This window comes from Acidaminococcales bacterium, assembly GCA_031290885.1.
Taxonomy (GTDB): Bacteria; Bacillota; Negativicutes; order Acidaminococcales; family JAISLQ01; genus JAISLQ01.
Genome location: JAISLQ010000064.1, coordinates 19,343 through 46,075 on the forward strand (window position 1 = coordinate 19,343; position 26,733 = coordinate 46,075).

The window sequence follows — 26,733 nt, forward strand, 5'->3', positions numbered from 1 at the left end:
TTTTCTCCTGCGCCGGGCAGGATTTTTGTTTTTGGCGGCGAAGGGTTTTGAAAAGGCTAAGCAGGCGGCAACGGGCGCGGAGGCGCAGGCCAAAAATTGTTTTTATGTTTTCGGCTTCATTGCGCTGTTCGGTTTGCGCCGGGCAAAGGCGGATTTTAAAACAAAGGGGGCGAAGGTTTGGATCTTTTCCTTGATACGGCAAATATCGGCGAGATACGCGAAGCTACTTCTTTGGGGGTAATTGCGGGCGTAACGACAAACCCTTCCTTGGTAGCGAAAGAAGGCCGCGCTATGGCGGCGGTTATAAGGGAGATAACCGCGATCAACCCAGGGCCGGTGAGCGCCGAGGTGCTGTCTTCCGACGCGGCCGGCATGGTGGCGGAAGGCAGGGAGCTTTCGCGCATAGCGGACAATGTGGCGGTAAAAATCCCCATGACGGCGGAAGGGCTGAAAGCGGCGTCGCAATTGGCCAAAGACGGCGTCAAGACAAACCTTACGCTGATTTTCAGCGTGAACCAGGCGCTTTTGGCGGCCAAAGCCGGCGCGTCTTATGTCAGCCCCTTTGTCGGGCGCCTTGACGACATTGATCACGACGGCATAGGACTGGTTGGAGAGATCGCCCGCCTGTTTGCTTTGCACAGCCTGCCGGCGCGCATCATCGCCGCCAGCGTCCGGCATCCGCTGCATGTTTCGCAGGCGGCCCTGGCGGGCGCGCACATCGCCACCATTCCTTACAAGGTGCTGATGGACATGATCGGGCATCCGCTGACGCGCAGCGGGATAGAAAAATTCACGGCCGATTGGGAGCGGGCAAAAAAATAAGGAAAGAGGGGACCGAATGAAGCGCGAATTAACTATGGAATTTATCCGCGTAACCGAGGCGGCGGCGATTGCCAGCGGCCGGCTGATGGGGCGCGGCGACAAAATAGCGGCGGACCAGGCGGCGGTGGACGCGATGCGCAAGGCGTTTGACGCTATAAACATTTCCGGCACGGTGGTCATCGGCGAGGGCGAAATGGACGAGGCGCCCATGCTTTACATTGGGGAAAAAGTGGGGGCGGGCGGGCCGTCGGTCGACATAGCGGTAGACCCGCTGGAAGGGACAAATCTTGTGGCCAAGGGGCTGCCGGGTTCCATCGCGGTCATGGCGGTGGCACCCAAAGGCATGTTGCTGCACGCGCCCGACATGTACATGGAAAAAATAGCGGTAGGGGCGCGCGGCAAGGGCTGCATAGACATAAACGCCCCCGTGCGGGAAAATCTGCGCAAGGTGGCGCAGGCGATGGACAGAAAGATAGAGGATCTGGTGGTGGTCATACTTGACCGCGAACGCCACAAAAAGATCATCGGCGATACGCGGGAAGCGGGCGCCAGGATCAAGCTCATTTCCGACGGCGACGTGTCGCCGATCATCAGCGCCGGCATTGAAGGCAGCGGCGTCCACATGCTCATTGGCGTGGGGGGCGCGCCGGAGGGCGTCATTGCCGCGGCGGCCATGAAATGCTTGGGCGGCGACATGCAGGGCCGGCTTTGGCCGGAAAACGAGGCGGACAAAGAACGCGCCGCCATGATGGGCATAACCGACATAGACAAGGTGTTTACGATCGACGACTTGGTAAAAGGCAATGAGGTGTTCTTTACCGCCACCGCCATAACGGAGGGCGAAATGTTGCGCGGGGTGCAGTATTTTGGCGACGGCGTGCGCACCCACTCGATTTCCATGCGCCTTTCGTCCGGCACGGTGCGTTTTGTGGACGCCATCCACTCTATCGGCGGGCACCCGAAAAATATCAAACTTTGATCTAACGGTTGTTTGCGAACAAGCCGCCGCTATGTTAGAATAATAACGAGATCGGCGGCTTTAATTTTTCTGGCTGTTTTAGTGGGGAAAGGAACCGCATTAGGAGGATTTTCAGGACATGGTAATTGTTTTGGCGCAGGGGACGGACAAAGAGCAGATCGCCATCCTCATAAAGGAACTGGAAGAGGCCAATTGCAGCGCTTCCATAACTTACGGCGAATTTCAAAACATCATAGGCGTGGTGGGCGACACCCATAACATAGACAGGGAGCGCCTGGCCGCTTTTGAATTTGTCGAGAAAGTCCTGCCGGTGCAGGAACCTTACAAAAAAGCCAACCGGGCTTTCCATCCGGAGGACACGGTCGTCCGGGCGCTTGGGCAGTCGATCGGCGGCGACAAATTGGCGGTCATCGCCGGCCCTTGCTCGGTGGAAAGCGAGGAGCAGATCGTAGGCATCGCGCAGGCCGTCAAGGCGGCGGGGGCCAATTTCCTGCGCGGCGGGGCGTTCAAGCCGCGCACTTCGCCTTATAGTTTTCAAGGCATGAAAGAAGAAGGGCTGGATCTTTTGAAGATTGCCAAAGCGCAAACCGGCCTGCCGATAGTTTCCGAGATAATGTCAACGGACAGGCTGGACAGGTTTGTCGCAGACGTTGACATAATACAGATCGGCGCCCGCAACATGCAGAATTTCGACCTTTTAAGGGCGGTGGGGCAGACGCAAAAGCCCGTGCTTTTAAAACGCGGCTTGAGCGCGACCATTGAAGAATGGCTGATGTCGGCCGAACACGTCATGGCGGCGGGCAGCGAAGGCGTGGTGCTTTGCGAGCGCGGCATCAGGACGTTTGAAACGTATACGCGCAATACGCTTGACCTTAGCGCCGTCCTGGCGGTAAAAAAGCTCAGCCATTTGCCGGTTATCGTTGACCCAAGCCACGCGGCCGGACTCTGGTGGATGGTGGACGCCTTGAGCCGGGCCGGCGTCGCGGTCGGTGCCGACGGCATAATGGTTGAAGTCCACAACGATCCGTTGCGGGCCAAATGCGATGGCGCGCAATCAATCAAGCCGGAGCGGTTTGCCGCGCTTATGCGCTCCCTGAAGACTATCGCCGAGGCAAGCCCGCGCCGTTTGCAGCTGTAAAAAGAGGCGGAGCCGGCGGTTCGGTTGCGAAAAGGCGGCCGGTCCGTCGCGGTTCCTGCCGCCGGCCCTTCATTAAATAAAATATTTTTCTTAATTTCACGAAGTGAGGTAAGGCGCGGATGTTTGTCAACAACGACCCGATAAGTTACAGTAAAATACCGGCAGGCTATCAGCCAAAGCCCACGGCGGAAACCGAGGCAGCGCAAGGCCGGGCGGGCGCGGCAAACGGCCGGGACAAGGAAAGTCCCGCTTACATCCTCTCGCTTAGCGGCAAAATGCCGGAGGGCGCGGAAAACGGCCGGGAGGAAAAAGCAAACAAACAGCCCGCAGTAGGCAACAATCCGGCGGGCGCGGCCGAGGCGAAAGAGAAAAAGGCGGCCGGCGCGGAAAACCCCGCAGATAAAGGCGAGACGGGCGGCGAAGGCAAAAAGGGCGCGGCGGAAGGCCCGTCCGCCAATGCCGGCGAACCTTGGCGGAGAGGCAAAAGCCCTGAAGAACAAAGGCAAATTGAGCGCGAAGTGCAAGCCATGCGGCAGACCGAGAACAAGGTCATCGCGCACGAACAGGCGCACAAAAGCGCCGGCGGCCAGTACGCGGGCGGCATAAGCTATGAGAAGTCCGCCGGGCCGGACGGCAAGCAATATATCGTCGGCGGGGAAGTGTCCATTGACATGAGCGGCGAAAGCACCCCGCAAAAGACCATTGCCAAGATGCGGATCGTAAGGGGGGCGGCGCTGGCGCCGGCCGACCCGTCAGGGCAGGATCGGGCGGTGGCCGCCGCCGCTGCGGCAAAGGAAGCCGCCGCCAGACAGGCGCTCAGCAAAAACCTGCGGGAGGAAACGGCGGCAAAATTGGGCAAAGCCGCCCCCGGCGCTGCTGCAAACGCCCCGGTCGGCAAAAATGCCGCCGCGCAAAATGAAAAAGCCGCAGACAAAGAAAACTACGGCGTTTTTAAAGATGCCAGCGCCCGCGAGCAAGAACCGGACATCGGCACATGGGTGGATTTGTCTGCCTGACCGGGGGCAAACGGGCAAAAACAATATGCGCCGCGCGGACGCAAAAGGCCGTGCGGGGAGGGAATAATGTAGCAAAGAACGTGGCAAAAAATAAAGAAAATACTATTTTCCCAGCAGGCAAGCCCTTGATTGCTATTTTGTTGACGTCAACAAAATAGTGGAGGCTGGCGTGTCTGCCAAAGAAATCGACGACCTGATATTGACTCGCTACGCCTGTTACCTCATTGTGCGAAATGGCACCCCACGCAAACGGGCCAGCACCTTAGGGCAAACATACTTCGCCATAAGAACCCGCGAAAAAGAATTCATTTCGGTTTAACATATAGACGATATAGTGGGAAGATGGGTATAAATGGGCAATTTAACAGATTTAAGCATAAAATTTGCGTCACAAAAGAACTACCTTGACGAATTGTTCAAGGTATATCCGGCCATTCCAGAAGGCATTAGAGATATTGACGAAGAAAAACAATGTCACGTTGAAGAAAGTTTTAATGCTCATGACAATATTAGCCTCATAACACATCTATTGTCTATGGACATTTTCCCGATCAAAGATTCATATGTAGCATATCTAAAACGAGACCCTACTGCCATACAAAGAAACCCAAATACAATCAATCGCCTATGTGGCAGACTTTATGAAATGGGCTTAGATGAAATAATTGACAAATGTTCATATCCAAAAGAAACCAATCGACAAATTGGACCGCTTTTTAAAAAATGGCTTGCAAAGGGCGGTTTAGGCATCACGCCGGTAAATATGCAAACATTCGAAAACGGAAATGATAACGCTGTATTAGATGCCTCTGATGCAGAAATGAAACAATGGTGTGCCAGAAATCTAAACTACACACGGGATAAGGGGCTTGATTTTGTTGGTAGATTTAATGGTAGATATATAATTGGCGAGGCAAAATTTTTAACCGATTTTGGCGGTCATCAAAATGCTCAATTTGCTGACGCGATGAGTACCATAACAACTAAGTCTGTAAAGGCGGAAAAAATAGCAATACTGGATGGCGTCTTATATATAAAAGGAAATAATAAAATGTACCGGGATATTACTACGAAATACAGAGAATATAATATTTTCAGCGCTTTGCTTTTGCGCGAATATTTATATTCATTGTGAGATGAAGATATGGAGTTGTTTTACCCTGGCAAAAGAAGTCAAGAAGATATTTTAAATTCAACTCCTGTTTGTAATTTCTCTGGATGTTTCAATCATGAAAACATACTCATTAAAGGAGAAAATTTAAATGTTTTACAAGCACTATTAAAGAATTATAATTTCAAAAATAAAATAGATTTAATTTATATTGATCCACCATTTTCAACAAATACGGTTTTTACAATAGGGAAAGATCGTGTCAGCACCATTAGTATGAGTAATGACGATGAAATAGCTTATAATGATACTTTACAAGGGTATGCATTTATAAATTTTATCAGAGAAAGACTGATCATTGCAAAAGAGTTATTGTCCGAACAAGGGTCTATTTATTTGCATATAGACTATAAAATAGGTCATTATATAAAAATAATAATGGACGAGGTCTTTGGCATAGAGAATTTTCGGAATGATATTGCCAGAATAAAATGCAATCCTAAAAATTTCCCCAGAAAAGCATACGGCAATATTAAAGACATGATATTGTTTTACTCAAAAACCAATAAATTGATATGGAACGAACCTAAAATCCCCTTTTCTTCAAAAGATAAAGAAACATTATTTAAAAAGATAGACAAAAATGGCAGAGCTTATACAACAATCCCTTTACATGCTCCTGGCGAAACAAAAGATGGAGTTACATCACGGGAATTTAAAGGTATGAAACCGCCTAAAGGCAGACATTGGAGAAGCGATCCAAGAGAACTTGAAGAACTTGACAAGGCCGGTCTAATTGAATGGTCTGCTAATGGAAACCACAGAAAAATTATTTATGCAGATGAACGGGAGGGAAAAAAAATACAGGACATTTGGGAATTTAAAGATTGCCAATACCCTGTATATCCAACCGAGAAAAATATGGATATGTTAAAAACAATAATTTTAGCTTCATCTAAGCAAAATAGTTATATTATGGACTTTTTCTGCGGGTCCGGCACTACATTAGCGGCAGCACAAGAATTAAATCGCAAATGGATAGGAATAGATAAATCAATTCATGCCATAAATGCAACGATAAATAAATTTAAAAACATTCCCCCCAATATGCTCTCAAATTCAGATTATTCCTATATTGAAGAAGAATGTGTGAATAAATCTTACAACGAAAACAATATACACGAAAGCATACATAGCTACATTGGTAAATAAAATAATCTTTCGTAGTAGGGCTAAAAACGGCGCATAGAATGACTGCGGCAAAGAACGCGTAACTAATGTTATAATATTGTCATGAAGGGGGGTTTTTACATGGCACTTACAGCAAGTTTGCGTCCGCGCGGGGAGGGAATAATGGCGGCGCAGAAAAAAACGCGCGGGTTAAAGGCGCTGGGCGCGCCCGTTACCCGCTACAAAGACAATTACGATCCCGGCCTCTTGGAGTGCTTTGACAACAAGCACCCGCAAAACGATTATTTCGTCAGGTTAAATTGCCCGGAATTTACCAGCTTGTGCCCTTTGACCGGCCAGCCTGATTTCGCCGCCGTTTACATTTCCTACGTGCCTGGCCGAAAGCTGGTTGAGAGCAAATCGCTGAAGCTTTATCTGTTCAGTTTTCGCAATCACGGCGATTTTCACGAGGATTGCGTAAATACCATAATGAAAGACCTCATCAAACTGCTTGACCCGAAATATATTGAGGTATGGGGCTGTTTTGCGCCGCGCGGCGGCATATCCATCGTTCCTTACTGCAATTACGGCTGTCCGGGCAGCGAGTGGGGAAACGTTGCGCTCCATCGCCTTCATTGCCATGACGCGGGAAAAAGAGGGGAGACTTGGGGCCTTGGCGAACAATAAGCCGGTTCCGGCCGGCCTGTGGGGAGATGATGTTTATGAAAACATACGATAAAGGCGCGCTTTTCGAGGGGCATACGCCCAACATCCACGAAAGGGCGTACATAGCCGAAGGCGCGAGAGTGCTGGGCGACGTTACCATAGGGGAATACAGCAGCGTTTGGTACAATTGCGTCGTGCGCGGCGACGTCAATAAAATAATCATCGGCAGCTACAGCAACATTCAGGACAATACCGTCATACATGTCGCGGATACGCACGCCACCGAAATCGGCGATTTCGTGACAGTAGGGCACGGCGCGGTCGTCCACGCCTGCAAGGTGGAGGATCATTGTCTGGTGGGCATGGGCGCGGTCGTGCTTGACGGGGCGGTCATCGGTTGCGGCAGCATCGTCGCCGCCGGCGCGGTAGTGCCGCCCATGACGGTGGTGCCGCCTTTTTCGCTGATTGCCGGCGTCCCGGGCAAAATAATCAAAAAATTGCCGGAAAATACCGAATCGACGCACGCGCAGGCGGTAAAATACAAAACGCTCTGGTGCGAGCGTTACAGCATACTGCCGGACAATGACGGCGAAAAATATAAAGGCAGCCGGATTGTTTTAAGCAGCAAGGAATGACCGTCAGCGGCTGTTTGCTTTGAGATGCCGCGCAAGCCGCCGCCCCGCGCTTTGTATTTCCGGCAAAGGCGGCAGGGACGCCAGGGTTTTTTCTATATAGCGCCGCTTTAAGAACAGTTCCCGGCTTTTGGGATAATTAAGGTCATAAACCCAAGAAAGCTTGATCAACCTTACGTCGTTGACATTGCGGGCGTCATTGATGTCGGCTGTTTGCCCGCCGTCAAGCGCGGAGAGTATTTTTTCCGAACAGCCGCCGGCCTTAGGCAGGTCAGGTTCCAAAACAAAGCGGAGTTCTTCTTGGCGGGCAACGTAATAATCGCAAAAAATGCGCATGATGTCAAGCTTGTCGGCGTCGCGCAGCAAAAAGAGCAGCGGTTTTTCATCTTCCGGCAATTCTGCCGGGACAAACCGCTTGTTGTGCCATTGGACCGCGGAAATGATCGTGCGCTGTTCTTTGCCGGAAAGCCCCGCCAAAATATTGTCTTCCAAGATGGCTTCAACGCCCAAGGCGGCGTGGTCGACGGACCGCCGGTCGTCGAAGGTATGGAATTTGTTCATTTGCGGGAAACGCCCCACGTCATGCAATAGAGCCGCCGCCTCGGCGGCAAAAACCGCCTCCGGCGGCCAGCCGAGGCATTGCGCTATCTCCCGCGCGTCGTCGCAGACAAGGGCGGTATGGTGTATTTTCAAATCAAAAGCGCTGTTTGCGGCACTGTCGCCATGGCGGTTTTTGATGATATAAACGGCAAACCACGCCTTTAATTTTGACAAGTCGGTGTCGAGCATTTTGACAGTTGTTCCCTTTCCAAAGTAAAAGCCGCGTTGAACAGGGCTTCATCAAGGAGGACGAAATGAGCAATGCCATTGTAAAATTCGCCACAAACAGGGGGGAATTCTCCGTCGAGCTTTTTGAAGACAAAGCGCCGAAAACGGCGGCAAATTTTCTTAGCCTGGTAAAAAAGGGCTTTTATGACGGCGTAATTTTTCACCGCGTCATAGAAGGGTTCATGATCCAGGGGGGCGACCCCACCGGCACGGGCACGGGTGGGCCGGGGTATCAGATAAAGGACGAATTTGGCGATGGCCTCGGGCACGATGGCGCCGGCGTGCTGTCGATGGCCAATGCCGGCCCTGACACAGGCGGCTCGCAGTTTTTTATAACTTTGGCCCGGGCGCCCTGGCTAAACGGCAAGCACGCGGTTTTCGGCAAAGTAATCGACGGGCTTGAAGTCGTAAAAAAGATCGGCTCCGAACCGACCGATTTTTCCGACAGGCCGCTGGAGGACATATTAATGGAAAAACTGACGGTCGCCGGAGATTGACATGTACACCGTTTATATGGTGAGGTGCAGCGACGGTACGCTCTACACCGGCATCAGCAACCGCCTGGGCGAGCGGCTGGAAAAGCACAATCTTGGCGCCGCATCGCGCTACACGGCCTCGCGCCGCCCGGTGCGCCTTGTCTACAGCGAGCCGCAGCCGGACAAAAACAGTGCCTTAAAACGGGAAATCGCCATTAAAAAACTCTCGCGCGCGGATAAGTTAAAGTTGCTTGGAGACAGCCCGCAATAGCGTTTTCCCTTTGGGACGCTCCTTTGAAAATAGAGCAAGCTATCTTTATAATGTGATAACTCGCTCTATTTTCTGCTATCTATTCGTCCTCGTTACTTTCCTGCTCCGTTTTGACCAATTTTTCCACCGTGACGTCCACTTTCTCGACTTTATAGCCCGTTATGCCCTCCACTTCGTTCTTTACGGTTTCCCGGAGGCGGGAAACAACCGACGGTATGTTTTGCCCGTAGAGGACATTGACCTTCAGATCAAAAGAAACGGTCGCCGGCACGGTCGGTTCCTCGTTTTCGTTTTCAATCGCGTCGGTCTTTCTGACGTTTATCTGCGGGGAAACTTTATCAGCCACTATGCGCGCCAGGGCGACCAGGGAGATCTTTTGCCCCGTGCGGGTTGAGATGCTTTCGATTTTCGACATGGCCGTTTTGGCCAGTTCACTAAAAACCTCTTCGCTGATGATGGTTTTGCCTAAAATCATGCTTGTCCCTCCTTTTTGTTTTTTTGATCTTGCTGTTTTGATTATACAACATATTCGCTGTGCTTGCGAAAAAACCTGCGGATTTTTTGAAAATATAGATTGCCGGCGGAATATCTTTGCCGCCTTTCCCGAAAGGAAAGCAAATGACGAAGAAAATAATTGCAGAAATTGTTTTTTTGTTAATTCCGTTCAGCCTGTTTGCGCTCGCGGCGCGCGCCGGCCCCCAAGAGGAATACGAGGAAGCCGCCCTCGTTTACGCCGCCGCCAACGCCAGCCTGGCCGCTTACGGCGACCAGACGGGCGCCGCTTTTTTCAGTGCCCGGGAAGGCTGGGAAACGCTCCGCCCGCAAAACGGCGAAACAAAAGCCGGCGGCGGGATTTTCAGGGTGCATAGGACGGACGCCCGCAACGGGCAAAAAGTCTATATAATGGCTTTTCGCGGCACAAATTCTTTCAAAGAAGCAACGGCCAATTTGCGGATAAAACTCGTGCCGTTTGCCGGCGCAAGCCCGGAAGAAATAAAAAATAACGCCGCAAAGCGCAGCGCGGGGGAAGGCCAGCCCAAAGCGCACAAGGGCTTTTTGGAATACGCGCTGGCCGGTTTTGACGCGCCGTGGCGGCAATGCCCCCTTTACGCGTCGCTCAAAAACGATCCCGGGGCAAGGCTGCTTGTTACCGGGCACAGCCGGGGCGGGGCGGCGGCGGTGCTGTACGCCGCCGCCCTGGCAAAGATGGGCGCGCCGGCGGAAAGGATAAAAGTGATTACCTTTGGCGCGCCGGCGCCGGGCAACCAGGCTTTCGCCGATGAATATAACGGCCGGCTGGACGTACTGCGCGTATACGACCGCCTCGACCCTGTGCCGCCCAGCCTGGCTTTTCTCCCTTACGCGCAGCTTGGGCGGGCGCTTATGGCCAAAAGCGCCCGGCGCCGCCAGACGATACCGCACGGCATGAATCAATACGCGGATTTCGCCGGCAAACATTATTATGACTGCCGGGCAAAACTGGCCGAAGGCGCGGATCCGGCCCCGGCGCGCCGCGCCGGCAAAACCGTTGCCGCCGCGGTGCGTGCGGGTGGCGGCGGGTACGGTTTGGAAGCGGAATACCGCTATATGCGGGAAAACCTTCTTGACGCCTATCGAAAGTGCCTGCCGCGTTTGGCGGCGCTCGGCGCGGCACAGGGCGGCGCCGGCATAAGAGAGGCCGCCGCGGCGGCCGGGGCCGACTATCTTTTGCGCGCGCAGATAAGCGTCAGCCCCGTGAAAACAGGCAAGAACAAATGGATAGTAACGCTTGAGCAGAGCCTGACCGATCTGGCGACAGGCAAGATAATTGCGGCGGCGAGTTTTAACCGCCAAATAAAAAACGGCGGCAGTTTTTTGCAGACATCGTCTTACAACGCCTTTAAGGCCGCCGCGCAGTTAAATGCCTTGGACCCTGACCTATCGGCAGCCAATCATTCATCCGTTGCGGCCAGGGCCGAAGACGGATAGGCGCGCAGCCCTTCGGACAAGGCGGCGGCCACTTCCGGCGAATCGTCTACGAGATAGACGCGGCCGGGATGTCCGCTGCGGTCGTAGTCCACGCCGTTCCACCAGACGGCGGCCTTGATGTTGGGATATTTCGCTATTTTCGCGAACATGTCGCGGATCCAGGCCGCTTTGTCGCCGCCCACCGAATTTGAGGAAAATTCCGTAATCATGAAAGGCTTGGCAAAAAAGGACAGGTACTTTTCGTACAGCGGCCGATAAATTTCATCAAAAGCCCGCCATTTTTCACCGGGGAAATAAGTGCCGGCGTTGTAGCCGGTCAGTCCGACGACGTCCACATATTCGTCCCCCGGGTAATAAGCCGCGAAACTGTTCCAGGCAAAATCCGGCAAAGACGCGTCGTGCGGGTTCCATATCCAGATAAGGTTGTCCACTCCCGCCTCATCAAACAGTTTCCTGATATAGCGCCACAGTTCGACATATATGCGCGGGTCGCGGGCAGTATAAAAAGCCGAATACCAGCACCAATCGCCGTTCATTTCATTGTTCAGGCGAAAAAGCACGGGTTTGCCGAACTTTTTCAGATCCCGCGCGTAAGCGGCGAAATATTCGTCATAATGCCCGTTCAAAATTTCATAGGACACCAAGGCGTTGGCAGTCGCGCCTTCCGTTTTGAGCGCGTCGGCGCCGGCATCGTGGATGGTGGCAAGGGTCAGTTCCACCAGGCGGCCCCTTTGCCACGCCCGTTCAAGCTGCGCGAGCGGCAGCGGCTCGTCGACGCTCTGGTAGCGCAGAAGTATTTTAAAGCGGTGCCCCAAGGCCCGTTCCTTCTCCGCCAGCTGCCGGAAAGTCTGCGGCGCCGAATTTTCAAATATCCCCCAGGTAAGCCCGCTCCCGGAAGAAAATATTTCTTCGTAAACCGCGCGGGTAGCAGGATTCATCGGCGAGGTCCCGGCGTAGGGCTGCCTGCCGTCGCGCGGCGTCCCTTGGCGCTCGATGAAAGAAAAACTTTCGGTTATCCGCTCCGCCCGGTCGTCGCCGGGCAACGCGGACTTTACCATGATCGTATACGTTTCGTCCCGGCTGCGCCTGACCGAAGTCGCCGTATAATAATTCTTGTCGTTTTCCACCCTGGAGAGCTTGCCTCGCGACCATTTGGACGTAACGGCCGGACAGCCGCCCACGGTGGCCGGATATTCGGCGGTTACGCGGTGCGCGATGCCCCGGCGCAAAAATTTGTTGCTGTAGTTTACCAGTTCGTGAAAACCGGCCGCTTTGCCGGAAAAATTGTCATGATATATTTCAACCGCCAAGCTGGGCGTCTCGAAAACATTGCGCAGGCTTGTCGCGCTTATGTCGACAAAGCTGCCTTTGGGTATGAGCAGGCGGTAACCGTTGGCGTGGTCGGTAAAAAGATCATAAGCATTGTCATAGCCGGCGACGCTTTTGCGGTCATGATCGCCCGTCTCCGAAACATCGGCCGCGCAGACATAGCCGTCGACAAAAAATTCCTCGGCGCCCGCCGGGGGCGGCGCGAGCGCGAGCGCAAGCAGCAGGCAAATGGCAGACAAAAATTTCCGGCTGGACAAAGTGGCCTCCAAGATAGTAAAGTATCACGCTGATTCCTTATTCTAACAGATAAGTTGATTTTTTGCCAGCGGGGGGCGATGGGCATGGGCAGGAACATGCCGCTGGACGCGGCCAGGGGGCTGGCGGTCTTTCTGATGCTGATCTTTCATCTGGCGGTGGATTTGGAAGACTTTTTCGGCCTTGCCACCGGCTATGGATACGGCTGGTGGCAGGCGCTGCGCTATTTTACCGCTATGCTTTTCATAAGCGTCTCCGGCTGGACGGCCGGGGCAGGCGCAAAAGGCCGCGCCCGGCGCGGCGCTTTCAGGACGCTGGCCGGCGCTTTGCTGGTCAGTGCCGCTACATATATCTTTTTGGGCGAAAGCTACGTGCGGTTTGGCATACTGCACTTTTTAAGCTGCGCGCTTTTTCTGGTCCCCCTTTTGCGCGGGCAAAGCGATTTTTCTTTGTTTTTATTGGCCGCTTTTTCCGCCGCCGCCGGCTGGCTGCTGCCCGGCATAAATACGGACGCGGCTTTTCTTTTGCCTTTGGGCGCAATGCCGCGCGGATTTTACAGCGTGGATTATTACCCCTTGTTTCCCTGGCTGGCCGTTTTCATCGCGGGGCTGTCCGCCGGGCGGCGCCATGCGCCGCTGAAAGCGCGCCCCTGCGGCAACTTCGCCGTAAAGGCGGCGGCTTTTCTGGGGAAGCGTTCCCTTTTTATTTATTTGGCGCATCAACCATTATTTTTATTGTGTTTGTATGCCTTAATGGGGTAAACTATGTATAGGGCAAACATGCGGTAATTTTTTTCAGGAGGTACGCCATGCACAAAAAAGGGAGGTTTTTTGCCGCCTTGCTTTTATGCTTGTTGGTTTTTGCGGCGCAAGGCGGCAAATGCCACGCAAAAGAGCAATCATGGGTATCGCTTGCCGCCGGGCAAATCCAATTGCCGGACGGCACGCGGATAGTGGAAATAGACATTCTTTCCCTGCTTGACCTGACAAAAGATTTTTATGTGGAGAAAGAAATGCTCCGGGCCATGTCCTTGGAAAACCGGCACGCGTATTATCAGAAACTATTTGAAATATTAAACGACCAGTCTTTGCGCTTCGCGCTCCGCGCCGTAAATTTGTATTTGGTAAACGTTCCGGACGGCGGCAACGATTATTACACCGCCTGGCTTGTTACCGTAAAAAGCAATAAGGAAACGGAAAAATTCCTGCCGGACGTTTTCAAGGGCAAAATGACCGAACAAAAAAAAGAGCAGGCCCTGGCTTGGTACGAGAAGCAAAAACAAGAAGTGGAAGGCATGTTCCCCCGCGGCGAAAAACCCGACTTTGCCGGCCCGGCGCGAAAAGTGGAATATGCTGACCTGTTTGGGTACAAACTTTCCGCAGAGTGCGAATGGCAAGGGCTGGACTTTATCACTATAAACAAAAAACCCGCCTTGAGCCACGGCGTTAGGCTCATCGGCGAAAACGGCGGCCTGTTTTCCGCTTTTTATGTCAAACGCTACATGTTTGGCGCGGGAAAGAAGCCGGCATCTTTGGCCATCGTTGCCTTTGACAGCGAGCGTTCTTTCTGGACGCGGGCGTTTGACCGAATCATGGCGGACGGCTTTAAGCCGTCCGCGCGTTAGGAGGCCGAGCCATGAACAAACTTTGCGCAATGTTGGCGGCGCCCCTGTTGTCCTTGCTGCTCTTTTGGCCGCCGCTTCCGGGCGAATGTTATACGCCCGCCGGCCACAAAAAGGTGCCTTCCGCCATTGGTGCGCTGAATCTGCCCGCTGACGCTTACGTGGCGGAAATCGATATGTCGGCGAGCGTGAAGTATCTTCTGTCGCCGGTCGAGGAAGCCCTCTTCAAGCAGCTCAATGTCTACCAGGTTACCTTAAACGATGGGGAAAGTTACCGCAGCGCCGTGTTAATGGCGTTTTTTATGGACGATGCCGTCTTTAACGGGCGTTCCGGGAGCAAGCCCCCGGAGCAAAGGGGCAAAAGGTACCTTGAATACAGCCAGTTGCAAAAGATCCTTTACACGCAAAAACAAATTTTGGACGAAATCGCATTTTTGCGCGTGCTGGCAGACGACCGCCTGTACGCGCCGCCGGACAAAAACGGCGAGCGAAAGCCGTTTAAAATATTCGGGAGAGATTTTGGCCTTTTTGCGCGAAACAAACCGCAAGTATTTAGCTATGAATGGCCGGAAATTGCGGCGGCCATGATAAACGGCGAATTTGGCTTTAAATCCGATTTGCGGATTTCCGGCAGCTTGTTCGGGTTTATGGCGAGCATTTACGCCGCCGGAATAGCTTTCAACCACGAAGACAAAGGCGTAAACTTCCTGTTCTTTGTCGCCCCGGGCAGCGAGCGCGACTTTTGGGCGCCGATATTTGAAAAAACGGTTGTTGCGCAATAGTCATAAAAAATTGCAATGACAATACCGATACTCTAACGATGACAGAGGAGGCGCTTGGCATGATAGTGGAACACAAATGCAAAATAGACGAGTTGTTGCCTTATTTGCCGCTTAGGCTATCGCGGGCGCTGGCTTATCTGCGTGACGCGGATTTGGGCGCGCTGGCGGACGGGCGGCATGAAATCGAAGGCAAGGACATTTATCTTAACATAATGTCCTACAGCACGGGGAAAAAAGAGGAGCAAACGGCGGAAGCGCACTATAAATACATCGACATACAGTACATAATCAAAGGCAGCGAAACCGTTTATTGCGCGCCGCTTGACCTGGAGCGGCAGAGCGTGAAAGAGAAAAACCTTAAAGAAGACTATGTGTTTTTCGATAAACTGCAGGAAGAGAAAGAATACCTCCAGACGGCCGGTTCCATCATGATCTTCTTCCCGTGGGACATACATCGGACAAAATGCCATGTCGGCGGGCGAGCCGGCAAAGTGCGCAAAGCCGTGATCAAGGTGAGGGCCGAGGGTTGAGATAGCGGCAGCGCGCCTTGCCGTCCTTGGCCCTGAAAGCGCGCCGGCAAGGGATTGAAACGCAAAATGCGCCGGCACAACTCTTGAGATTTAAGACGCGCTATGGCAACGGCGCCGCAGCCGGGGATAGGAGCAAGGCCGATTTGCCGCGCTACACTTGGACGATGCGCGAATTTTCCGCAGGAAGCGGATTGACGTCTTACGGCTTAAAAGGTACATTCAGCCCTATTGTGCGAGCGACATAAGCAATAAATTTAATCAAGTCCAAAGGAGGCACACATCATGATCTGGACTTCGTCACTGGAGACGGGCATCGGCAAAATCGACGAGCAGCACAAAGAACTTTTTCGGCAGATCGACATTCTCATGGACCGGGGCAAAGACGATCGCGTAACCGACACCATCAAGTTTTTGGGTGATTATGTCGTCAAGCACTTTAACGACGAACAAGGCATGCATTTATCTTCCAAATATCCCAAGGCCGCCGAACACCAGAAAATGCACACGGATTTTGTCGCGGCCTACAACAGGATGAAACAAGAATATGCGCAGGCAACGGAATTGAGCAAATTGCCGGTCATCCTGAAAATCAACAAAACGGTCATGGATTGGCTCAAAAATCATATCCTTATACATGACAAGGAGTTTGCGGCCTATTATAAGGCCGCAGGCAAATGAGGCGGCAGCCCTCTGCCTTCAGAGTGGGCTTTGCGCAAGGCGCGGCTTCCGCTTAGGGCGGAAATTGCCCCGTCGGCCGAAGTTGGCCGGACTATAAAGGGAAAGCCATGCGGATAAAATTGATTGCCTGCGATCTTGACGGCACATTGCTAAATAGCGGACACACGGTAAGCGAAAGGACCCGCGCCGCGATAAATGGGGCGCGGGCGGCGGGGGCGCGGTTTTGCATAATTACCGGGAGAATGTTTTGCTCGGCGGTTCGTTTTGCCGAATTTTTGTCTTTGGATACGCCGCTGGCCGCCTATAACGGCGCCTTGATAAAAGGCGCCGCAAACGGGCGAGTATATTTCTCGCAGCCGATCGACAGGGAAACCGCGCAGGAAATATTGTCCTTCGCCAAGGCAAACGGCTTTTATCTGCAAAAATACGTAAATGACCGGCTTTATGTGGAAAAGATAAACGAAAAAGCGCGAAGTTACGCGCAAAAGGTCAATGTTTCGGCGCACGCGGAAGGCGATGCGTTTTACGAACTTTCCGCGCCGCCGGACAAATTGCTGTTTATTGTTGACCCGGCGGAAAAGTCTGCGGTGGCGCAAGCGATCGAAAGAAAATTCTCCGGGCGCGTTGCAATTACCAGTTCCGGGCCGCGTTTTATTGAGATTATCCGCATAGGGGTCAACAAAGGCGAGGCGCTGGCGTATATTGCCCGGTTTTTGCGGGTGGGGCGCCGGGACGTGATGGCCTGCGGCGATTCCTTCAATGATCTGGAAATGCTGGATTTTGCCGGGTTGAGCGTCGCGATGAATAATGCCGCGCCCGAAATCAGAGCCGCGGCTGATTTTGTTTCTTTAAACAATGACGAAGACGGCGTGGCCTTGGCGATTGAAAAGTACGTGCTGGGCCGCCGGCTTTCGTCTTAGCGGCGGACAGGGGCGCGTGCCGGCGATTCGTCCCCGGAACATGTTCTCTCTGTTGTTTTAATGCTTGTTTTGGCGAAAATCGGCCGAAATGTGATAAAATAGTTAGAGGTTCCCTTAGGAAAAGGGGTGGGCGAATTGAAAGTTACAGTGCTTGTCGAAAACACGGTAAGCCTTGCCGCAGTCAAACCGCTTTTGGGGCAACACGGGCTGTCAATGCTTCTGGACATACCCAACTGCGGCAGGATACTTTTTGATTCCGGTTCGTCGGACATTCTGATAAAAAATCTTTTGCTCATGGACATAGTCCCCGACAGCGTGGATTACGCAGTTTTAACTCACGGCCATTACGCCCACTGCGGCGGCCTGTTGGAATTTTTGCGTTCGCGGAGCCTGCCGCTGACGGTTTTTGCCGGCCCGGGCATTTTTTCCCCGCGGTATATGCAAAGAAAAAACGGGCCGCTTGAATTCGTCGGCATGCCTTATACCAAAGAACTGCTTACATCGGCGGGCGCGGAATTCATTTTCGTCTACGGCCCGACGCAGATAAGGGAAAACATCTGGCTGAGCGGCCCCATACCGAAAACGAGCGATTTTGAAAAGGAAAATGTTTCCATGCTGGACGCGAACGGCCAAACCGACCGTTTTACCGACGAGGTGGCTTTTTATGTTTTGCGGCCGGAAGGCTTGGCGGTGTTTTCCGGCGGCTCGCACCGCGGGTTGGTCAACAGCATAAAATACGGGCAAAGGGTATCGGGCGCTAAAAAGATACATGCGGTGGTCGGCGGCTCGCATCTTGCGGCGGCCGACAGCGAGCAGCAGGAGGCAACGCTGGCTTTCCTCAAGGAATCGGACATTAATATGTTGGCCCTTAACCATTGCACCGGCTTAAAAGTGCAAAGCATGCTGCTGGGGCAGGGCGGCGTGAAATTTGTAAGCGCCAACGCCGGCGACGTGCTGGAACTTTAGACTATCGCGGGCGATCGCCCGCGCGCAATATTAAGATATCGCAAACGGCCTCGCGCGCGGGGCTGTTTTTTCCCAATGGGGGGCCCTTTTTGCATGGCAACTGAAATTCAGCCGTCCTTTCATATTTTTGAATGTCTTAAAAACCTAAGCAACATAATGTTTTCGCCTGTCCGGGATCTTTCCGGTTGCGACAGCCTTTTGCCTGCGGATCAACTGCCTTTTGACCCGTACTGCCGGTTTTCGCCCCGGACGCGATGGACGTGCCGGCTCAAAATCAAAAAAACCAAATTCGACAGTTTTCCGGACATGCCGCCGGCGCTTGCCGGCTGGGTGGGCGATTGGGGCGGCCCGACGCCGGCGCAGCCGCCGCAGGCAAAAAAGTACCGCAAACAGGGCGGCGAATTTTGGCAAGGCGGGGGCGCGGACTTTCCAGCGCCGCTTCCGGCGCGGGAGGCCGGGGAGAGATTCGACGCCGATCCCGGGCGCGTAGCCGCATGGGAAAAATGGCTGCGCGACAAATGGCGGCCTTGGGCCAATGACAACGTGCAAAAGTACAAAGCGATACTGGCTTATGAAAAAATCCGCGCCTTGCAGCAAAAATTGGCGCGCGGCGAAGGGCAATTCGAGCTATTTTGGGGGGCGGCGGTTTTTTATTGGAAATTTGGCGATGTCAAGCTGCGCCGCCCTCTCCTGACGCAGCGGCTGGAAATTGAATGTTCGCCGGACACGGGGGAAATATGCCTTGCCGCCAAACATTCGCCCGCCCGGCTGGAATATGAGGCGCTTTCCGGCATCCCCGGCGTAAATTTCAAGGAGCTGTTTTCTTTGGAAAATTCCCTGTTCGATGCGCCTTTTGACTTGTTCGACGCGCCGGCGGCGGCCGCCTTCAGCCAAAGGCTGGCGGCGGCGATTGGCAACGGCTGCGAAACCGGCGGCGCGGATAAAACGGCGCAGGTTTCGGAGAGGAACTGCCCGGTTATCTGCCTTGATGAACAGGCGCTTTTCCTGCGCCGGCTTGACGGGCGGCAATGGCGGGGCGAACTGGAAGCCATCACGGAAGCCGTTGAGGCGGGCGCCGCCTTGCCCGGCATTTTTGGCTATTATTATGGCCATCGGCAAAGGCCCGGCGGCCTTTTCGGCAAAGAGCAGGAAGAAGCCGGCAATTTGCTGTTTCCCTGGCGGACGGATTCCGTCTGTGCCGACATAGCGCGCCGGCTGGCCTCCGATGCGCTGGTCGTCGTGCAGACGCCGCCGCAGAGCGCAAAAGAAGCTTTTGTCGCCGATATGCTGGCGCATCTTCTCGCCCAAGGGCAAAAAGTATTGGTTACTGGCCCTTTGCGGGAACCGCTGCAAAAAATAGCCGGCCTTTTGCGTAAGGACTTGCCGGAATTGGCGGGCCTTTGCGCCCTCGCTGTCGGCAACGGGCAAGACAATGCGCGGGAACTTTTGGCGGCCTTGAAAATGCACAGGCAAAAGCTCAACGGGCGCGGCCGGGAAAAACCGGGGCGCGCGGCGGCGAAGCTAAAGGAGCGGCTGGATTTTTTTCAGCGGGAATTGGACGAGGACCGCCGGCAGGTACAAGCCGCCCGCGCCCTGGAACATACCCGGCGCTTCAGCGTAAAAGGACAGGATTTGGCTCCCTGGCAGACGGCCAAATGGCTACAGGAAAACCGGAGCCGGCTTGGTTTCATACCTGACGACATCGGCCATGATCAAGCCTGCCCGTTGGACAAAGACGAAATGAACCGGTTTTTTGCCCTGGCCGGAAAAATGTCCCTGGCGGAGGAAGAAATTTTTTCTTTGCGGCTCCCCCCCGGCGGCGAACTATTGGACAGCGGCGCCCTGTCTTCGCTTTTCAGCGCCCTTTCTGATCTTAAAGCCAACCGGGAAAAACAAAAGCAGCTGCTGGACGATTGCGCGGCAATGGCTGACGTCGGCGCCGAAACCATAGCCGGTATTTTAGCCGAATGCCAACAGGCCCTGGCCGATCTTCCCGACGGCGGCAGCTGGATAGGCGAGATTTTACGCGAAATAGTGGAGTTGCCGCATAAAAACAGGCTTTGGCAGGAATGTTGCCAGAACGCTTTTGCCGGACTTGAAAGGATAAAAGTTTCGGCGGCGCAGACGGCCGGCCACGCCTTTACATTGCCGGAAGAATTTCCCGCGCCGCTTTTGCGCGAAGCCCTCTATGATTTGCGCCTGGAATTTTACAAAAACAAACGCCCGGGGATTTTGTTTAAGGCGCTGGCCAAAAAAAGCACCGTCAGGGCGTACAAAGAATGTCTGGTGGACGGGTTGCCGGCGGACGGGTTGCCGGCGGTGGACTTGCTTTTGGGCAAAATAAATTGCCTTGATGAAAAAGAGAAGGCGGCCGACAAATGGAATTTTATGATGGCGCAAGTGCAAGGGCCGCGCCTTGACGCTTCAAGCCCGTCTTTCCCCGACGATTTGGCGGAATACGCCGCAAAGCTCCGGGCGGCCTTGGATTGGCGGATGAAATATTTTGAAAAACTGAAAGAACACTGGCAGAAGTTCGTTTTGCGCCAACCGCCGCGCTGGGCGGATCGCGATTGGCTGATCGGGCTGGTTGCCAAACTGCGGGCTTGGCTGAAAGAGAAAAAAATAGAAGAATTGGAAAAATTGCTTGCCCGGCAACATGGCCTTATAATGGGGGACGGAGACGGGCAAAAGCTTGACCCGATCTGCCGGGAACTGTCCGCAGCTTTGTCTGCCCGGGACGTTGAACGGTGGCAATTTTGCCTGGACGCGCTTTTGGCGTTGGAAAACAAGCATAAATTATGGCGGGAATTTAAACTGTTGTATGAGAAACTGCGAGAAGCCGCCCCCGTATGGGCAAAAGAGACGGCGACGCGCGGACGGGAGGCCAATCTTGCCGCAGCGCCCCAAGACTGGCCGCAGGCTTGGCGGTTTAAGCAGGCCGGCGCTTGGCTGAAACGGCACATGGAGGGCAATCCGCTGGAAAAGATAACGGCGCGGTTTTACAACAGGCGCTTGGACGAGCCGGCCATGATCGGGGAATTTGCGGCGGCCGGCGCATGGAATTGGCAAATTGGCCGCCTCGCGCCGGAAGAGGTGGGGGCGCTGGATTTCATTCTGGGCGATGCCGGCCGGGGCGGCGAAGAGACGACTGACGGCAGGCCGGATTATGAATTTTGGCGCGCTGCGGAATTTTGGCGGATGAGCTTGCCCGCCTGGGTAATGCCGCTGGATATTCTGACGGAAGCGGCCGGGCCGTTTGACCGCATGTTTGACGTGGTGATCGCAATCGACAGCGAAAAATGCGATATTTTCAGCGCCGGCCTTTTGCTGCGCGGCAAAAAGGCGCTGATTGCCGGCGACAACGCGCTTGCGGGGCCGGCGCCTTATGAACGGGTGGATGCGGCGGTTAACATAGCTTTGGAAAAAGCCTTTCTCGGCGTCCCTGACAAGATGCAATTCGCGCTAAACGACAGCCTGTATGATTTTGCCCTGCGGCTCGCGGACAACAGGAGTTTCATATTGGGCGCATCTTCCGGGCCCTATGGCCTGAACGAATTTATCGGCAAACATTTTTACGCCGGCAAACTGCCGCTGCCGCCGCCGGCGCAAACTCGCGGCCTTGCGCCGGCCCTGCTGAAAATACCGGCGCGGGACGCGCGGCCGGACGGACAGACGAACGCGGACGAAGCGCGGATCATTATTGCCCGTCTGGCCCTTATGCTCACACAAAAAGAATATGAAGGCAAAACGGCGGCGATAATCACCTTGGGCGGCGCCGAGCAGCAGCAATTGCTGGAAAATTTCCTGCTGGAGCAAATACCGGAACAGGAAATAGCCGCCCGCCGGCTGGTTGCTTCCGCGCTTGAAGGCTATACCGGCGGCCGGCGGGACGTGATACTGGTTTCGTGCGTGTCGGCGCGGATAGCGGAAGCGGCCGGGCAGCGCCAATTAAATGGCGTTTTGGGGCTGGCGCGCGAACAGGTTGCGCTGTTTCATCCTTTCTCCGCCCAAGACCTCCCGGCCTGGTCCGCAGTCGCCGGCCTTCTGGATTTAGAGGAGGCGGCAGTAGAAGGCGGCAAAAGCCCCGATGCTTTATTTGAACAGTTTTCCACCAGCGAAATTGTGCGCGATATTTTTGCCGCGATTTCGCAAAGGGGCTACAAGGCTTTGCCGGAATACGAGGGCCGCGGCCTGTCCTGCCGGTTCGACATTGTCATAAAAAGCGAAGAGTTCAACGTGGCGGTTGTTTGCGACGGCATAAGAAACCAAGAAGAAATCGAGCGGCTGATGAAGCAGGAGGACGAACTTATGGGGCGCGGCTGGCATTTTTATCACATACGCGGCTGCGCCTTTTACGCCGACAAAAGCGCCGCTTTGTCTGGGCTGTGGAAAAAACTGGCCGCACTTGGGATGGCGGCGGCAAATTAAATCAAATCTTTAATAAGGCGCGCCTGTCTGCGGCAAGCTGGCTTTTTTGCCGCGGGCGGCGCCCTGCTGGGGGGACTGGCCGTGAAGAAAGCGGAGTTTTTGATCATAACCGGGATGTCGGGCGCGGGCAAAAGTTTTGTGCTGAAAGTCCTGGAGGACTGGGAATTTTTCTGCATAGACAATCTGCCGCCGGAACTCATCCCCAAATTCGCGGAACTTTACCGGCAAATGGATTGGCACAAAAATGTCGCCGTAGTGGTGGATATAAGGCTGGGAAATTTTTTCGACCAATTGACGGCCGTTTTTCAGGACTTTGCCAAAACTGGTTTTGAATATGACCTTTTGTTTTTGGATTGCAGCGACGAAAAACTCATCCGGCGCTACAAAGAAACCAGACGGCGGCATCCGCTGGCCGCGGACGGCCGGGTAAGCAACGGGATAAACTTGGAAAGGGACGCGTTAAGCCGGGTACGCGAGCTGTCGACCGTCATAATAGATACTAGCGACATGGCGACCGCCGAACTGAAACAAAAAATCGCGGAAATGTTTTTCAAGGGAAAAAGCGATTCCGGGCTTGGCATAACGATAGTGTCCTTTGGTTTCAAGTTCGGCATTCCCACGGACGCCGACATGGTCATTGACGTGCGTTTTTTGGACAATCCTTTTTACGTGGAGCGACTTCGGCATAAAAACGGCCATGACAAAGAAGTGGCAAATTATATAATGCAATCGCCCGTAACCGGTGAATTTTTAGCCAAACAGGGGGATTTGCTTGATTTTTTGCTGCCGCAATTCGTAAAAGAAGGCAAATCGCAGTTGGTAATCGCGATCGGCTGCACCGGCGGCATGCATCGGTCGGTATTTGTCGCCAACGCGTTGGCGGATCGGCTCAAAGTCCAGGGCTACAAAGTACGCAAGGAAGACCGGGACTTGGCGAAAAACCTGAAGGCCGCGACTTAGCCGGCAATTTGCCGTAGCGCAAGAAAGCTGCCGGACATTCCCTTTACGATAGCAGACAGAAGGTGTCCAGATGTCCTTTTTGAAATGGCTTTATCCTGGCATAAATATAAAACGCTGGATAGTTTTGCTGCTATTGGGCATTATTTTTGCCGCGGCCGGCTTTGCGCTGGCTTTTTCCCGGCAGCTTGCCGATTTGGCCGATGCGCCCGCCGCCGGCGCGGACAGGGGCAATTTACTGACAGGCATTGGCTGCGCGTTTGTTCTGGCGGGCTTGGGTTGCGGCATCTTGGCCGTTCGCGGTTTGTTGCGATCCCTGACGGCTATTTTCCTGTCTGGCTATGACGACAGTTTTATTGACTTGGTATTCTTGAAGCGGCGCCTGGTCAAAGGAGCCGCCGTTACAGTAATCGGCGGCGGTACCGGCCTGTCCACGCTTTTGCGCGTCATTAAGCAGATAACGAGCAATTGCAAGGCAGTCGTGGCGGTAACCGACGACGGCGGCTCCTCCGGCCGGCTGCGCGAAGAATTCGGCATAATACCGATGGGGGACTTGCGCAGTTGCATAACGGCGCTCGCCGACGCGGAACCGTTGATGTCAAAGCTCATGCAATATCGGTTCAAGGAAGGGAACCATTTTTCCGGGCATAGTTTCGGCAATCTGTTCATAACCGCTATGGCGGCCATTGTCGGCGATATGGAGACCGCCTTGGACGCGACCGGCAACATCTTGAAGGTGCGCGGCAGCGTTTTTCCCGCCACTTTGGAAAATGTGCGGCTGGCGGCGCTGATGGACGACGGCGAATTGATTGAGGGGGAAACCAAAATCGCCGCCGCCGGCAAAAAAATCAAACGGCTCATACTCGTGCCCGAACGCCCGGCGGCGGCAAAGAGCGCGGTCGAGGCCATTATGGGCGCCGACATGCTGGTGGTGGGGCCCGGCAGCTTGTATACCAGCATAATAACCAACCTGCTGATTCCGGAGATAAAAGAAGCGGTGCTGAAAAGCAAAGCGGTCAAGGTATATGTTTGCAACGTCATGACACAGCCGGGGGAAACCGACGGGTACAGTTCCTATGACCACGTCAAGGCGATTTACGACCATGTCGGCGAATACTTTTTTGATTTTATAGTTGTGAACAAGCAGGAAGTAGGAACGGAACTTTTGGAAAAATACGCCCGCAAGGGCGCGTATCCCGTCAAAAATGAAAACGGCATGATCATGGCCATGGGCGCGAGCGTCATCGAAGCAAACCTTATAAGCGAAGACAACCTCGTCCGCCATGAGCCGGCGCAACTGGCCAAAACACTGATCGCCCTCATCTACCGGCTGCATTTGTCTGGCAAGGGCAGCCGGCTGCTTGATTATTACTTTGTGAAAGACAGTTTGCGCAAACTGAAAAAAGTGCTTGAAGGGGAATGAAATGTCATTTTCCGGCGATGTCAAAAACGAGCTGGCGCACTTGCCGGCGGCAAAACCCTGCTGCCGGCAGGCGGAGTTGGCGATACTTTTGCGCATGGGCGGCAGCGTCGTTATCCGCGATTGCCGCATAGGCATTGAATTTTCCACCGAAAACGCGGCTTTGGCCAGGCGGGTCCTGCAACTGGTCAAGAACAACTTCGACCTGCCGGTCGCGATCGCGGTGGTCAGGCTTCGGCGCCTGAAAAAAAACAATCGCTACCTCATCAAGCTGCTGCCTTCCGAAAAGACGCAAAAGTTCCTTTGCCTGTTGGGGATCGTCCCGAACATGGAAAACAGCGAATTGGAGAAGACGCTGCTGCGGCGTTCGTGTTGCCGCAAAGCCTTTTTGCGCGGCGCTTTTTTGGCCGGCGGGTCGGTAAGCAAACCTACCGGCGACTACCACTTGGAGATAGTCGCCAAACCGGACGGGCTGGCGGAACTGCTTTTGAAAGAGTTGAAGAGGGCCGGCGCCGCAGGCAAACTTGTCAGACGCAAAGGCGATTGTATCGTATATTTGAAAGAAGCCGACCTTATTGTTTCCTTTCTTTCGCTGATCGGAGCGCACGGCGCCTTGCTGGACTTTGAAAATGTCCGCATCGTGAAAGACATGCGCAACAACGTCAACCGGGTGGTAAACTGCGAGACGGCCAACCTCGGCAAAACTGTCGGCGCGGCTTTGCGGCAGCTGTCCGCCATAAAGTATATCGACGAAGCGATCGGGTTGGGCAAACTTACGCCGGCCCTGCGCGAAGCGGCGGCCCTCAGGCGAAAATATCCGGAGGCCAATTTGAGCGAGCTGGCGGAATTTACTGAAGGCAATGTCGGCAAGGCCGGCATGAACCACCGCCTGCGCAAACTTTTGCAAATAGCGCGCGGCAGCGGTTGGGAACTATAAGCGGACGGCGGGAAAAAATCAAAATTGCTCGGGCATAACGACATTAAGGCGCCGCTCCCGTACGCGAAAGCCGCCCGGGGAGACTTGAAGAAAGTTACCGGCTCGCTTGACAGGCTGCGGGCTCGCGTTTTGCGCGGAAAAATCCTTGAAACAATGGCGCGGCAATGGATTGACAGCTTGGGCATGGACAAAAAAGGTTCGTCTTTATATGGAGTTAGGCGCAATGGGGGCTCGCATGATGTATAAAATATAAAAGCGTGTAAAAATGACACACTCGGCAAGGAGCAATAGACCGATTTATAATGGGCGAACAAATTATTTGGTTGAAAGAGTATCCTTAATTTGCAGGTGAGGATTTTTATGGATAATCAACTGTTGGGCGTTGCGAAAACGGCAAACCAAAAATTCAATAGAACTAAACAATTTTTGATTTCTACTTTAGGTTATCCTTATTTTGAGACAGATACCTGTATTTTATTTTGTGGGGATACTTTAGAAATGCAGGAGGAATTGGAAGGTGAATTGTTTGATGCAATAATAACGAGTCCACCTTACAATATTGGAAAAGAATATGAAGATGTTAAACCATTGCAGGATTATATCGATTGGTCAACACAATGGATTTCCGGTTCAAGTAAAATACTTGTTTCAAATGGTACGCTCTTATTAAATTTAGGCTATGTATCTATTGAAAAACAGGCGCACGCAGTTCCGCTTCCCTATTTGTTATGGGATAAAGTGCCATTATATCTAAATCAGGAAATAATCTGGAATTATTCAGCAGGTGTTGCTTGTAAAAATTATTTGAGTCCCCGAAATGAAAAAATATTATG

At 53.5% G+C, this 26,733-nt stretch carries 26 protein-coding genes; 23 read left to right on the forward strand and 3 right to left on the reverse strand.

Annotated features, from left to right (window positions below):
• The first annotated feature begins 177 nt into the window (after positions 1 to 177).
• From fsa to LBO03_07930, 8 genes are all read left to right on the forward strand, one after another.
• Entirely contained in the window at positions 178 to 822 is a 645-nt protein-coding gene (fsa, locus tag LBO03_07895) for a fructose-6-phosphate aldolase (GenBank protein MDR3349503.1), read from the forward strand.
• Positions 823 to 838: 16 nt separating this feature from the next.
• Positions 839 to 1,801: a class II fructose-bisphosphatase gene (gene glpX, locus LBO03_07900; GenBank protein ID MDR3349504.1), complete on the forward strand. Its 963-nt coding sequence runs from the start codon at positions 839 to 841 to the stop codon at positions 1,799 to 1,801.
• Between the two features lie 118 nt (positions 1,802 to 1,919).
• Positions 1,920 to 2,939: a 3-deoxy-7-phosphoheptulonate synthase gene (gene aroF, locus LBO03_07905; GenBank protein ID MDR3349505.1), complete on the forward strand. Its 1,020-nt coding sequence runs from the start codon at positions 1,920 to 1,922 to the stop codon at positions 2,937 to 2,939.
• A 119-nt stretch (positions 2,940 to 3,058) separates the two neighbouring features.
• Complete coding sequence (locus tag LBO03_07910) at positions 3,059 to 3,955, forward strand: hypothetical protein (GenBank protein MDR3349506.1); 897 nt, start codon at positions 3,059 to 3,061, stop codon at positions 3,953 to 3,955.
• Between the two features lie 352 nt (positions 3,956 to 4,307).
• Positions 4,308 to 5,090 carry a hypothetical protein gene (locus LBO03_07915; protein ID MDR3349507.1) on the forward strand — a complete coding sequence of 261 codons (783 nt, stop codon included), beginning with the start codon at positions 4,308 to 4,310 and terminating at the stop codon, positions 5,088 to 5,090.
• Positions 5,091 to 5,099: 9 nt separating this feature from the next.
• Complete coding sequence (locus LBO03_07920; protein MDR3349508.1) at positions 5,100 to 6,278, forward strand: site-specific DNA-methyltransferase; 1,179 nt, start codon at positions 5,100 to 5,102, stop codon at positions 6,276 to 6,278.
• 141 nt (positions 6,279 to 6,419) lie between these two features.
• Positions 6,420 to 6,923 (forward strand): preQ(1) synthase, encoded by a 504-nt coding sequence (gene queF, locus LBO03_07925; protein MDR3349509.1) that lies wholly within the window; start codon positions 6,420 to 6,422, stop codon positions 6,921 to 6,923.
• 35 nt (positions 6,924 to 6,958) lie between these two features.
• Positions 6,959 to 7,537, forward strand: coding sequence for a gamma carbonic anhydrase family protein (locus LBO03_07930; protein ID MDR3349510.1), 579 nt, complete (start codon positions 6,959 to 6,961; stop codon positions 7,535 to 7,537).
• Between the two features lie 3 nt (positions 7,538 to 7,540).
• On the opposite strand, the gene LBO03_07935 is transcribed toward LBO03_07930, so the two are convergent.
• Positions 7,541 to 8,323: an HD domain-containing protein gene (locus LBO03_07935; GenBank protein MDR3349511.1), complete on the reverse strand. Its 783-nt coding sequence runs from the start codon at positions 8,321 to 8,323 to the stop codon at positions 7,541 to 7,543.
• A 65-nt stretch (positions 8,324 to 8,388) separates the two neighbouring features.
• On the opposite strand from LBO03_07935, the gene LBO03_07940 reads away from it, so the two are divergent.
• Entirely contained in the window at positions 8,389 to 8,859 is a 471-nt protein-coding gene (locus LBO03_07940; protein MDR3349512.1) for a peptidylprolyl isomerase, read from the forward strand.
• Between the two features lies 1 nt (position 8,860).
• Positions 8,861 to 9,109 carry a GIY-YIG nuclease family protein gene (locus LBO03_07945; GenBank protein MDR3349513.1) on the forward strand — a complete coding sequence of 83 codons (249 nt, stop codon included), beginning with the start codon at positions 8,861 to 8,863 and terminating at the stop codon, positions 9,107 to 9,109.
• Positions 9,110 to 9,188: 79 nt separating this feature from the next.
• Here the strand turns inward: LBO03_07945 and LBO03_07950 are convergent, their stop codons facing one another.
• Positions 9,189 to 9,584: an Asp23/Gls24 family envelope stress response protein gene (locus LBO03_07950; GenBank protein ID MDR3349514.1), complete on the reverse strand. Its 396-nt coding sequence runs from the start codon at positions 9,582 to 9,584 to the stop codon at positions 9,189 to 9,191.
• 143 nt (positions 9,585 to 9,727) lie between these two features.
• Here LBO03_07950 and LBO03_07955 point away from each other — a divergent pair, with 143 nt between their 5' ends.
• Positions 9,728 to 11,077 carry a lipase family protein gene (locus LBO03_07955; GenBank protein ID MDR3349515.1) on the forward strand — a complete coding sequence of 450 codons (1,350 nt, stop codon included), beginning with the start codon at positions 9,728 to 9,730 and terminating at the stop codon, positions 11,075 to 11,077.
• Here LBO03_07955 and LBO03_07960 read toward each other — a convergent pair.
• The gene (locus tag LBO03_07960) at positions 11,041 to 12,663 is read right to left on the reverse strand and encodes a hypothetical protein (GenBank protein MDR3349516.1); all 1,623 of its coding nucleotides are present in this window, start codon (positions 12,661 to 12,663) and stop codon (positions 11,041 to 11,043) included. The genes LBO03_07955 and LBO03_07960 overlap by 37 nt on opposite strands.
• Positions 12,664 to 12,747: 84 nt before the next feature.
• Here LBO03_07960 and LBO03_07965 point away from each other — a divergent pair, with 84 nt between their 5' ends.
• The 12 genes from LBO03_07965 to LBO03_08020 all read left to right on the forward strand — a co-directional run.
• Positions 12,748 to 13,422 (forward strand): DUF1624 domain-containing protein, encoded by a 675-nt coding sequence (locus LBO03_07965; protein MDR3349517.1) that lies wholly within the window; start codon positions 12,748 to 12,750, stop codon positions 13,420 to 13,422.
• Positions 13,423 to 13,469: 47 nt separating this feature from the next.
• Positions 13,470 to 14,285 (forward strand): hypothetical protein, encoded by an 816-nt coding sequence (locus LBO03_07970; GenBank protein ID MDR3349518.1) that lies wholly within the window; start codon positions 13,470 to 13,472, stop codon positions 14,283 to 14,285.
• 11 nt (positions 14,286 to 14,296) lie between these two features.
• Positions 14,297 to 15,064, forward strand: a complete 768-nt coding sequence (locus LBO03_07975; protein MDR3349519.1) for a hypothetical protein — start codon at positions 14,297 to 14,299, stop codon at positions 15,062 to 15,064.
• A 59-nt stretch (positions 15,065 to 15,123) separates the two neighbouring features.
• Positions 15,124 to 15,594: a YhcH/YjgK/YiaL family protein gene (locus tag LBO03_07980; protein ID MDR3349520.1), complete on the forward strand. Its 471-nt coding sequence runs from the start codon at positions 15,124 to 15,126 to the stop codon at positions 15,592 to 15,594.
• A 282-nt stretch (positions 15,595 to 15,876) separates the two neighbouring features.
• On the forward strand, positions 15,877 to 16,272 hold the full coding sequence (locus LBO03_07985) for a hemerythrin family protein (GenBank protein ID MDR3349521.1): 396 nt from the start codon (positions 15,877 to 15,879) through the stop codon (positions 16,270 to 16,272).
• Between the two features lie 107 nt (positions 16,273 to 16,379).
• Positions 16,380 to 17,192: a Cof-type HAD-IIB family hydrolase gene (locus LBO03_07990; GenBank protein MDR3349522.1), complete on the forward strand. Its 813-nt coding sequence runs from the start codon at positions 16,380 to 16,382 to the stop codon at positions 17,190 to 17,192.
• 135 nt (positions 17,193 to 17,327) lie between these two features.
• Positions 17,328 to 18,158: an MBL fold metallo-hydrolase gene (locus LBO03_07995; protein ID MDR3349523.1), complete on the forward strand. Its 831-nt coding sequence runs from the start codon at positions 17,328 to 17,330 to the stop codon at positions 18,156 to 18,158.
• A gap of 93 nt (positions 18,159 to 18,251) precedes the next feature.
• Positions 18,252 to 22,586 carry a hypothetical protein gene (locus LBO03_08000; GenBank protein ID MDR3349524.1) on the forward strand — a complete coding sequence of 1,445 codons (4,335 nt, stop codon included), beginning with the start codon at positions 18,252 to 18,254 and terminating at the stop codon, positions 22,584 to 22,586.
• 81 nt (positions 22,587 to 22,667) lie between these two features.
• Entirely contained in the window at positions 22,668 to 23,546 is an 879-nt protein-coding gene (rapZ, locus tag LBO03_08005) for an RNase adapter RapZ (GenBank protein ID MDR3349525.1), read from the forward strand.
• A 70-nt stretch (positions 23,547 to 23,616) separates the two neighbouring features.
• The gene (locus LBO03_08010; GenBank protein ID MDR3349526.1) at positions 23,617 to 24,966 is read left to right on the forward strand and encodes a YvcK family protein; all 1,350 of its coding nucleotides are present in this window, start codon (positions 23,617 to 23,619) and stop codon (positions 24,964 to 24,966) included.
• A 1-nt stretch (position 24,967) separates the two neighbouring features.
• Positions 24,968 to 25,900 carry a DNA-binding protein WhiA gene (gene whiA, locus LBO03_08015; protein ID MDR3349527.1) on the forward strand — a complete coding sequence of 311 codons (933 nt, stop codon included), beginning with the start codon at positions 24,968 to 24,970 and terminating at the stop codon, positions 25,898 to 25,900.
• Positions 25,901 to 26,260: 360 nt separating this feature from the next.
• Positions 26,261 to 26,733: hypothetical protein (locus tag LBO03_08020; GenBank protein MDR3349528.1), on the forward strand; the 473-nt coding region annotated here is incomplete at its 3' end.

Coding starts and splice junctions, on each gene's coding strand:
- glpX (MDR3349504.1), top strand. CDS start 839: ATGAAGCGCGAATTAACTATGGAATTTATCCGCGTAACCGAGGCGGCG.
- aroF (MDR3349505.1), top strand. CDS start 1,920: ATGGTAATTGTTTTGGCGCAGGGGACGGACAAAGAGCAGATCGCCATC.
- LBO03_07910 (MDR3349506.1), top strand. CDS start 3,059: ATGTTTGTCAACAACGACCCGATAAGTTACAGTAAAATACCGGCAGGC.
- LBO03_07915 (MDR3349507.1), top strand. CDS start 4,308: ATGGGCAATTTAACAGATTTAAGCATAAAATTTGCGTCACAAAAGAAC.
- LBO03_07920 (MDR3349508.1), top strand. CDS start 5,100: ATGGAGTTGTTTTACCCTGGCAAAAGAAGTCAAGAAGATATTTTAAAT.
- queF (MDR3349509.1), top strand. CDS start 6,420: ATGGCGGCGCAGAAAAAAACGCGCGGGTTAAAGGCGCTGGGCGCGCCC.
- LBO03_07930 (MDR3349510.1), top strand. CDS start 6,959: ATGAAAACATACGATAAAGGCGCGCTTTTCGAGGGGCATACGCCCAAC.
- LBO03_07935 (MDR3349511.1), bottom strand. CDS start 8,323: ATGCTCGACACCGACTTGTCAAAATTAAAGGCGTGGTTTGCCGTTTAT.
- LBO03_07940 (MDR3349512.1), top strand. CDS start 8,389: ATGAGCAATGCCATTGTAAAATTCGCCACAAACAGGGGGGAATTCTCC.
- LBO03_07945 (MDR3349513.1), top strand. CDS start 8,861: ATGTACACCGTTTATATGGTGAGGTGCAGCGACGGTACGCTCTACACC.
- LBO03_07950 (MDR3349514.1), bottom strand. CDS start 9,584: ATGATTTTAGGCAAAACCATCATCAGCGAAGAGGTTTTTAGTGAACTG.
- LBO03_07955 (MDR3349515.1), top strand. CDS start 9,728: ATGACGAAGAAAATAATTGCAGAAATTGTTTTTTTGTTAATTCCGTTC.
- LBO03_07965 (MDR3349517.1), top strand. CDS start 12,748: ATGGGCAGGAACATGCCGCTGGACGCGGCCAGGGGGCTGGCGGTCTTT.
- LBO03_07970 (MDR3349518.1), top strand. CDS start 13,470: ATGCACAAAAAAGGGAGGTTTTTTGCCGCCTTGCTTTTATGCTTGTTG.
- LBO03_07975 (MDR3349519.1), top strand. CDS start 14,297: ATGAACAAACTTTGCGCAATGTTGGCGGCGCCCCTGTTGTCCTTGCTG.
- LBO03_07980 (MDR3349520.1), top strand. CDS start 15,124: ATGATAGTGGAACACAAATGCAAAATAGACGAGTTGTTGCCTTATTTG.
- LBO03_07985 (MDR3349521.1), top strand. CDS start 15,877: ATGATCTGGACTTCGTCACTGGAGACGGGCATCGGCAAAATCGACGAG.
- LBO03_07990 (MDR3349522.1), top strand. CDS start 16,380: ATGCGGATAAAATTGATTGCCTGCGATCTTGACGGCACATTGCTAAAT.
- LBO03_08000 (MDR3349524.1), top strand. CDS start 18,252: ATGGCAACTGAAATTCAGCCGTCCTTTCATATTTTTGAATGTCTTAAA.
- LBO03_08010 (MDR3349526.1), top strand. CDS start 23,617: ATGTCCTTTTTGAAATGGCTTTATCCTGGCATAAATATAAAACGCTGG.
- whiA (MDR3349527.1), top strand. CDS start 24,968: ATGTCATTTTCCGGCGATGTCAAAAACGAGCTGGCGCACTTGCCGGCG.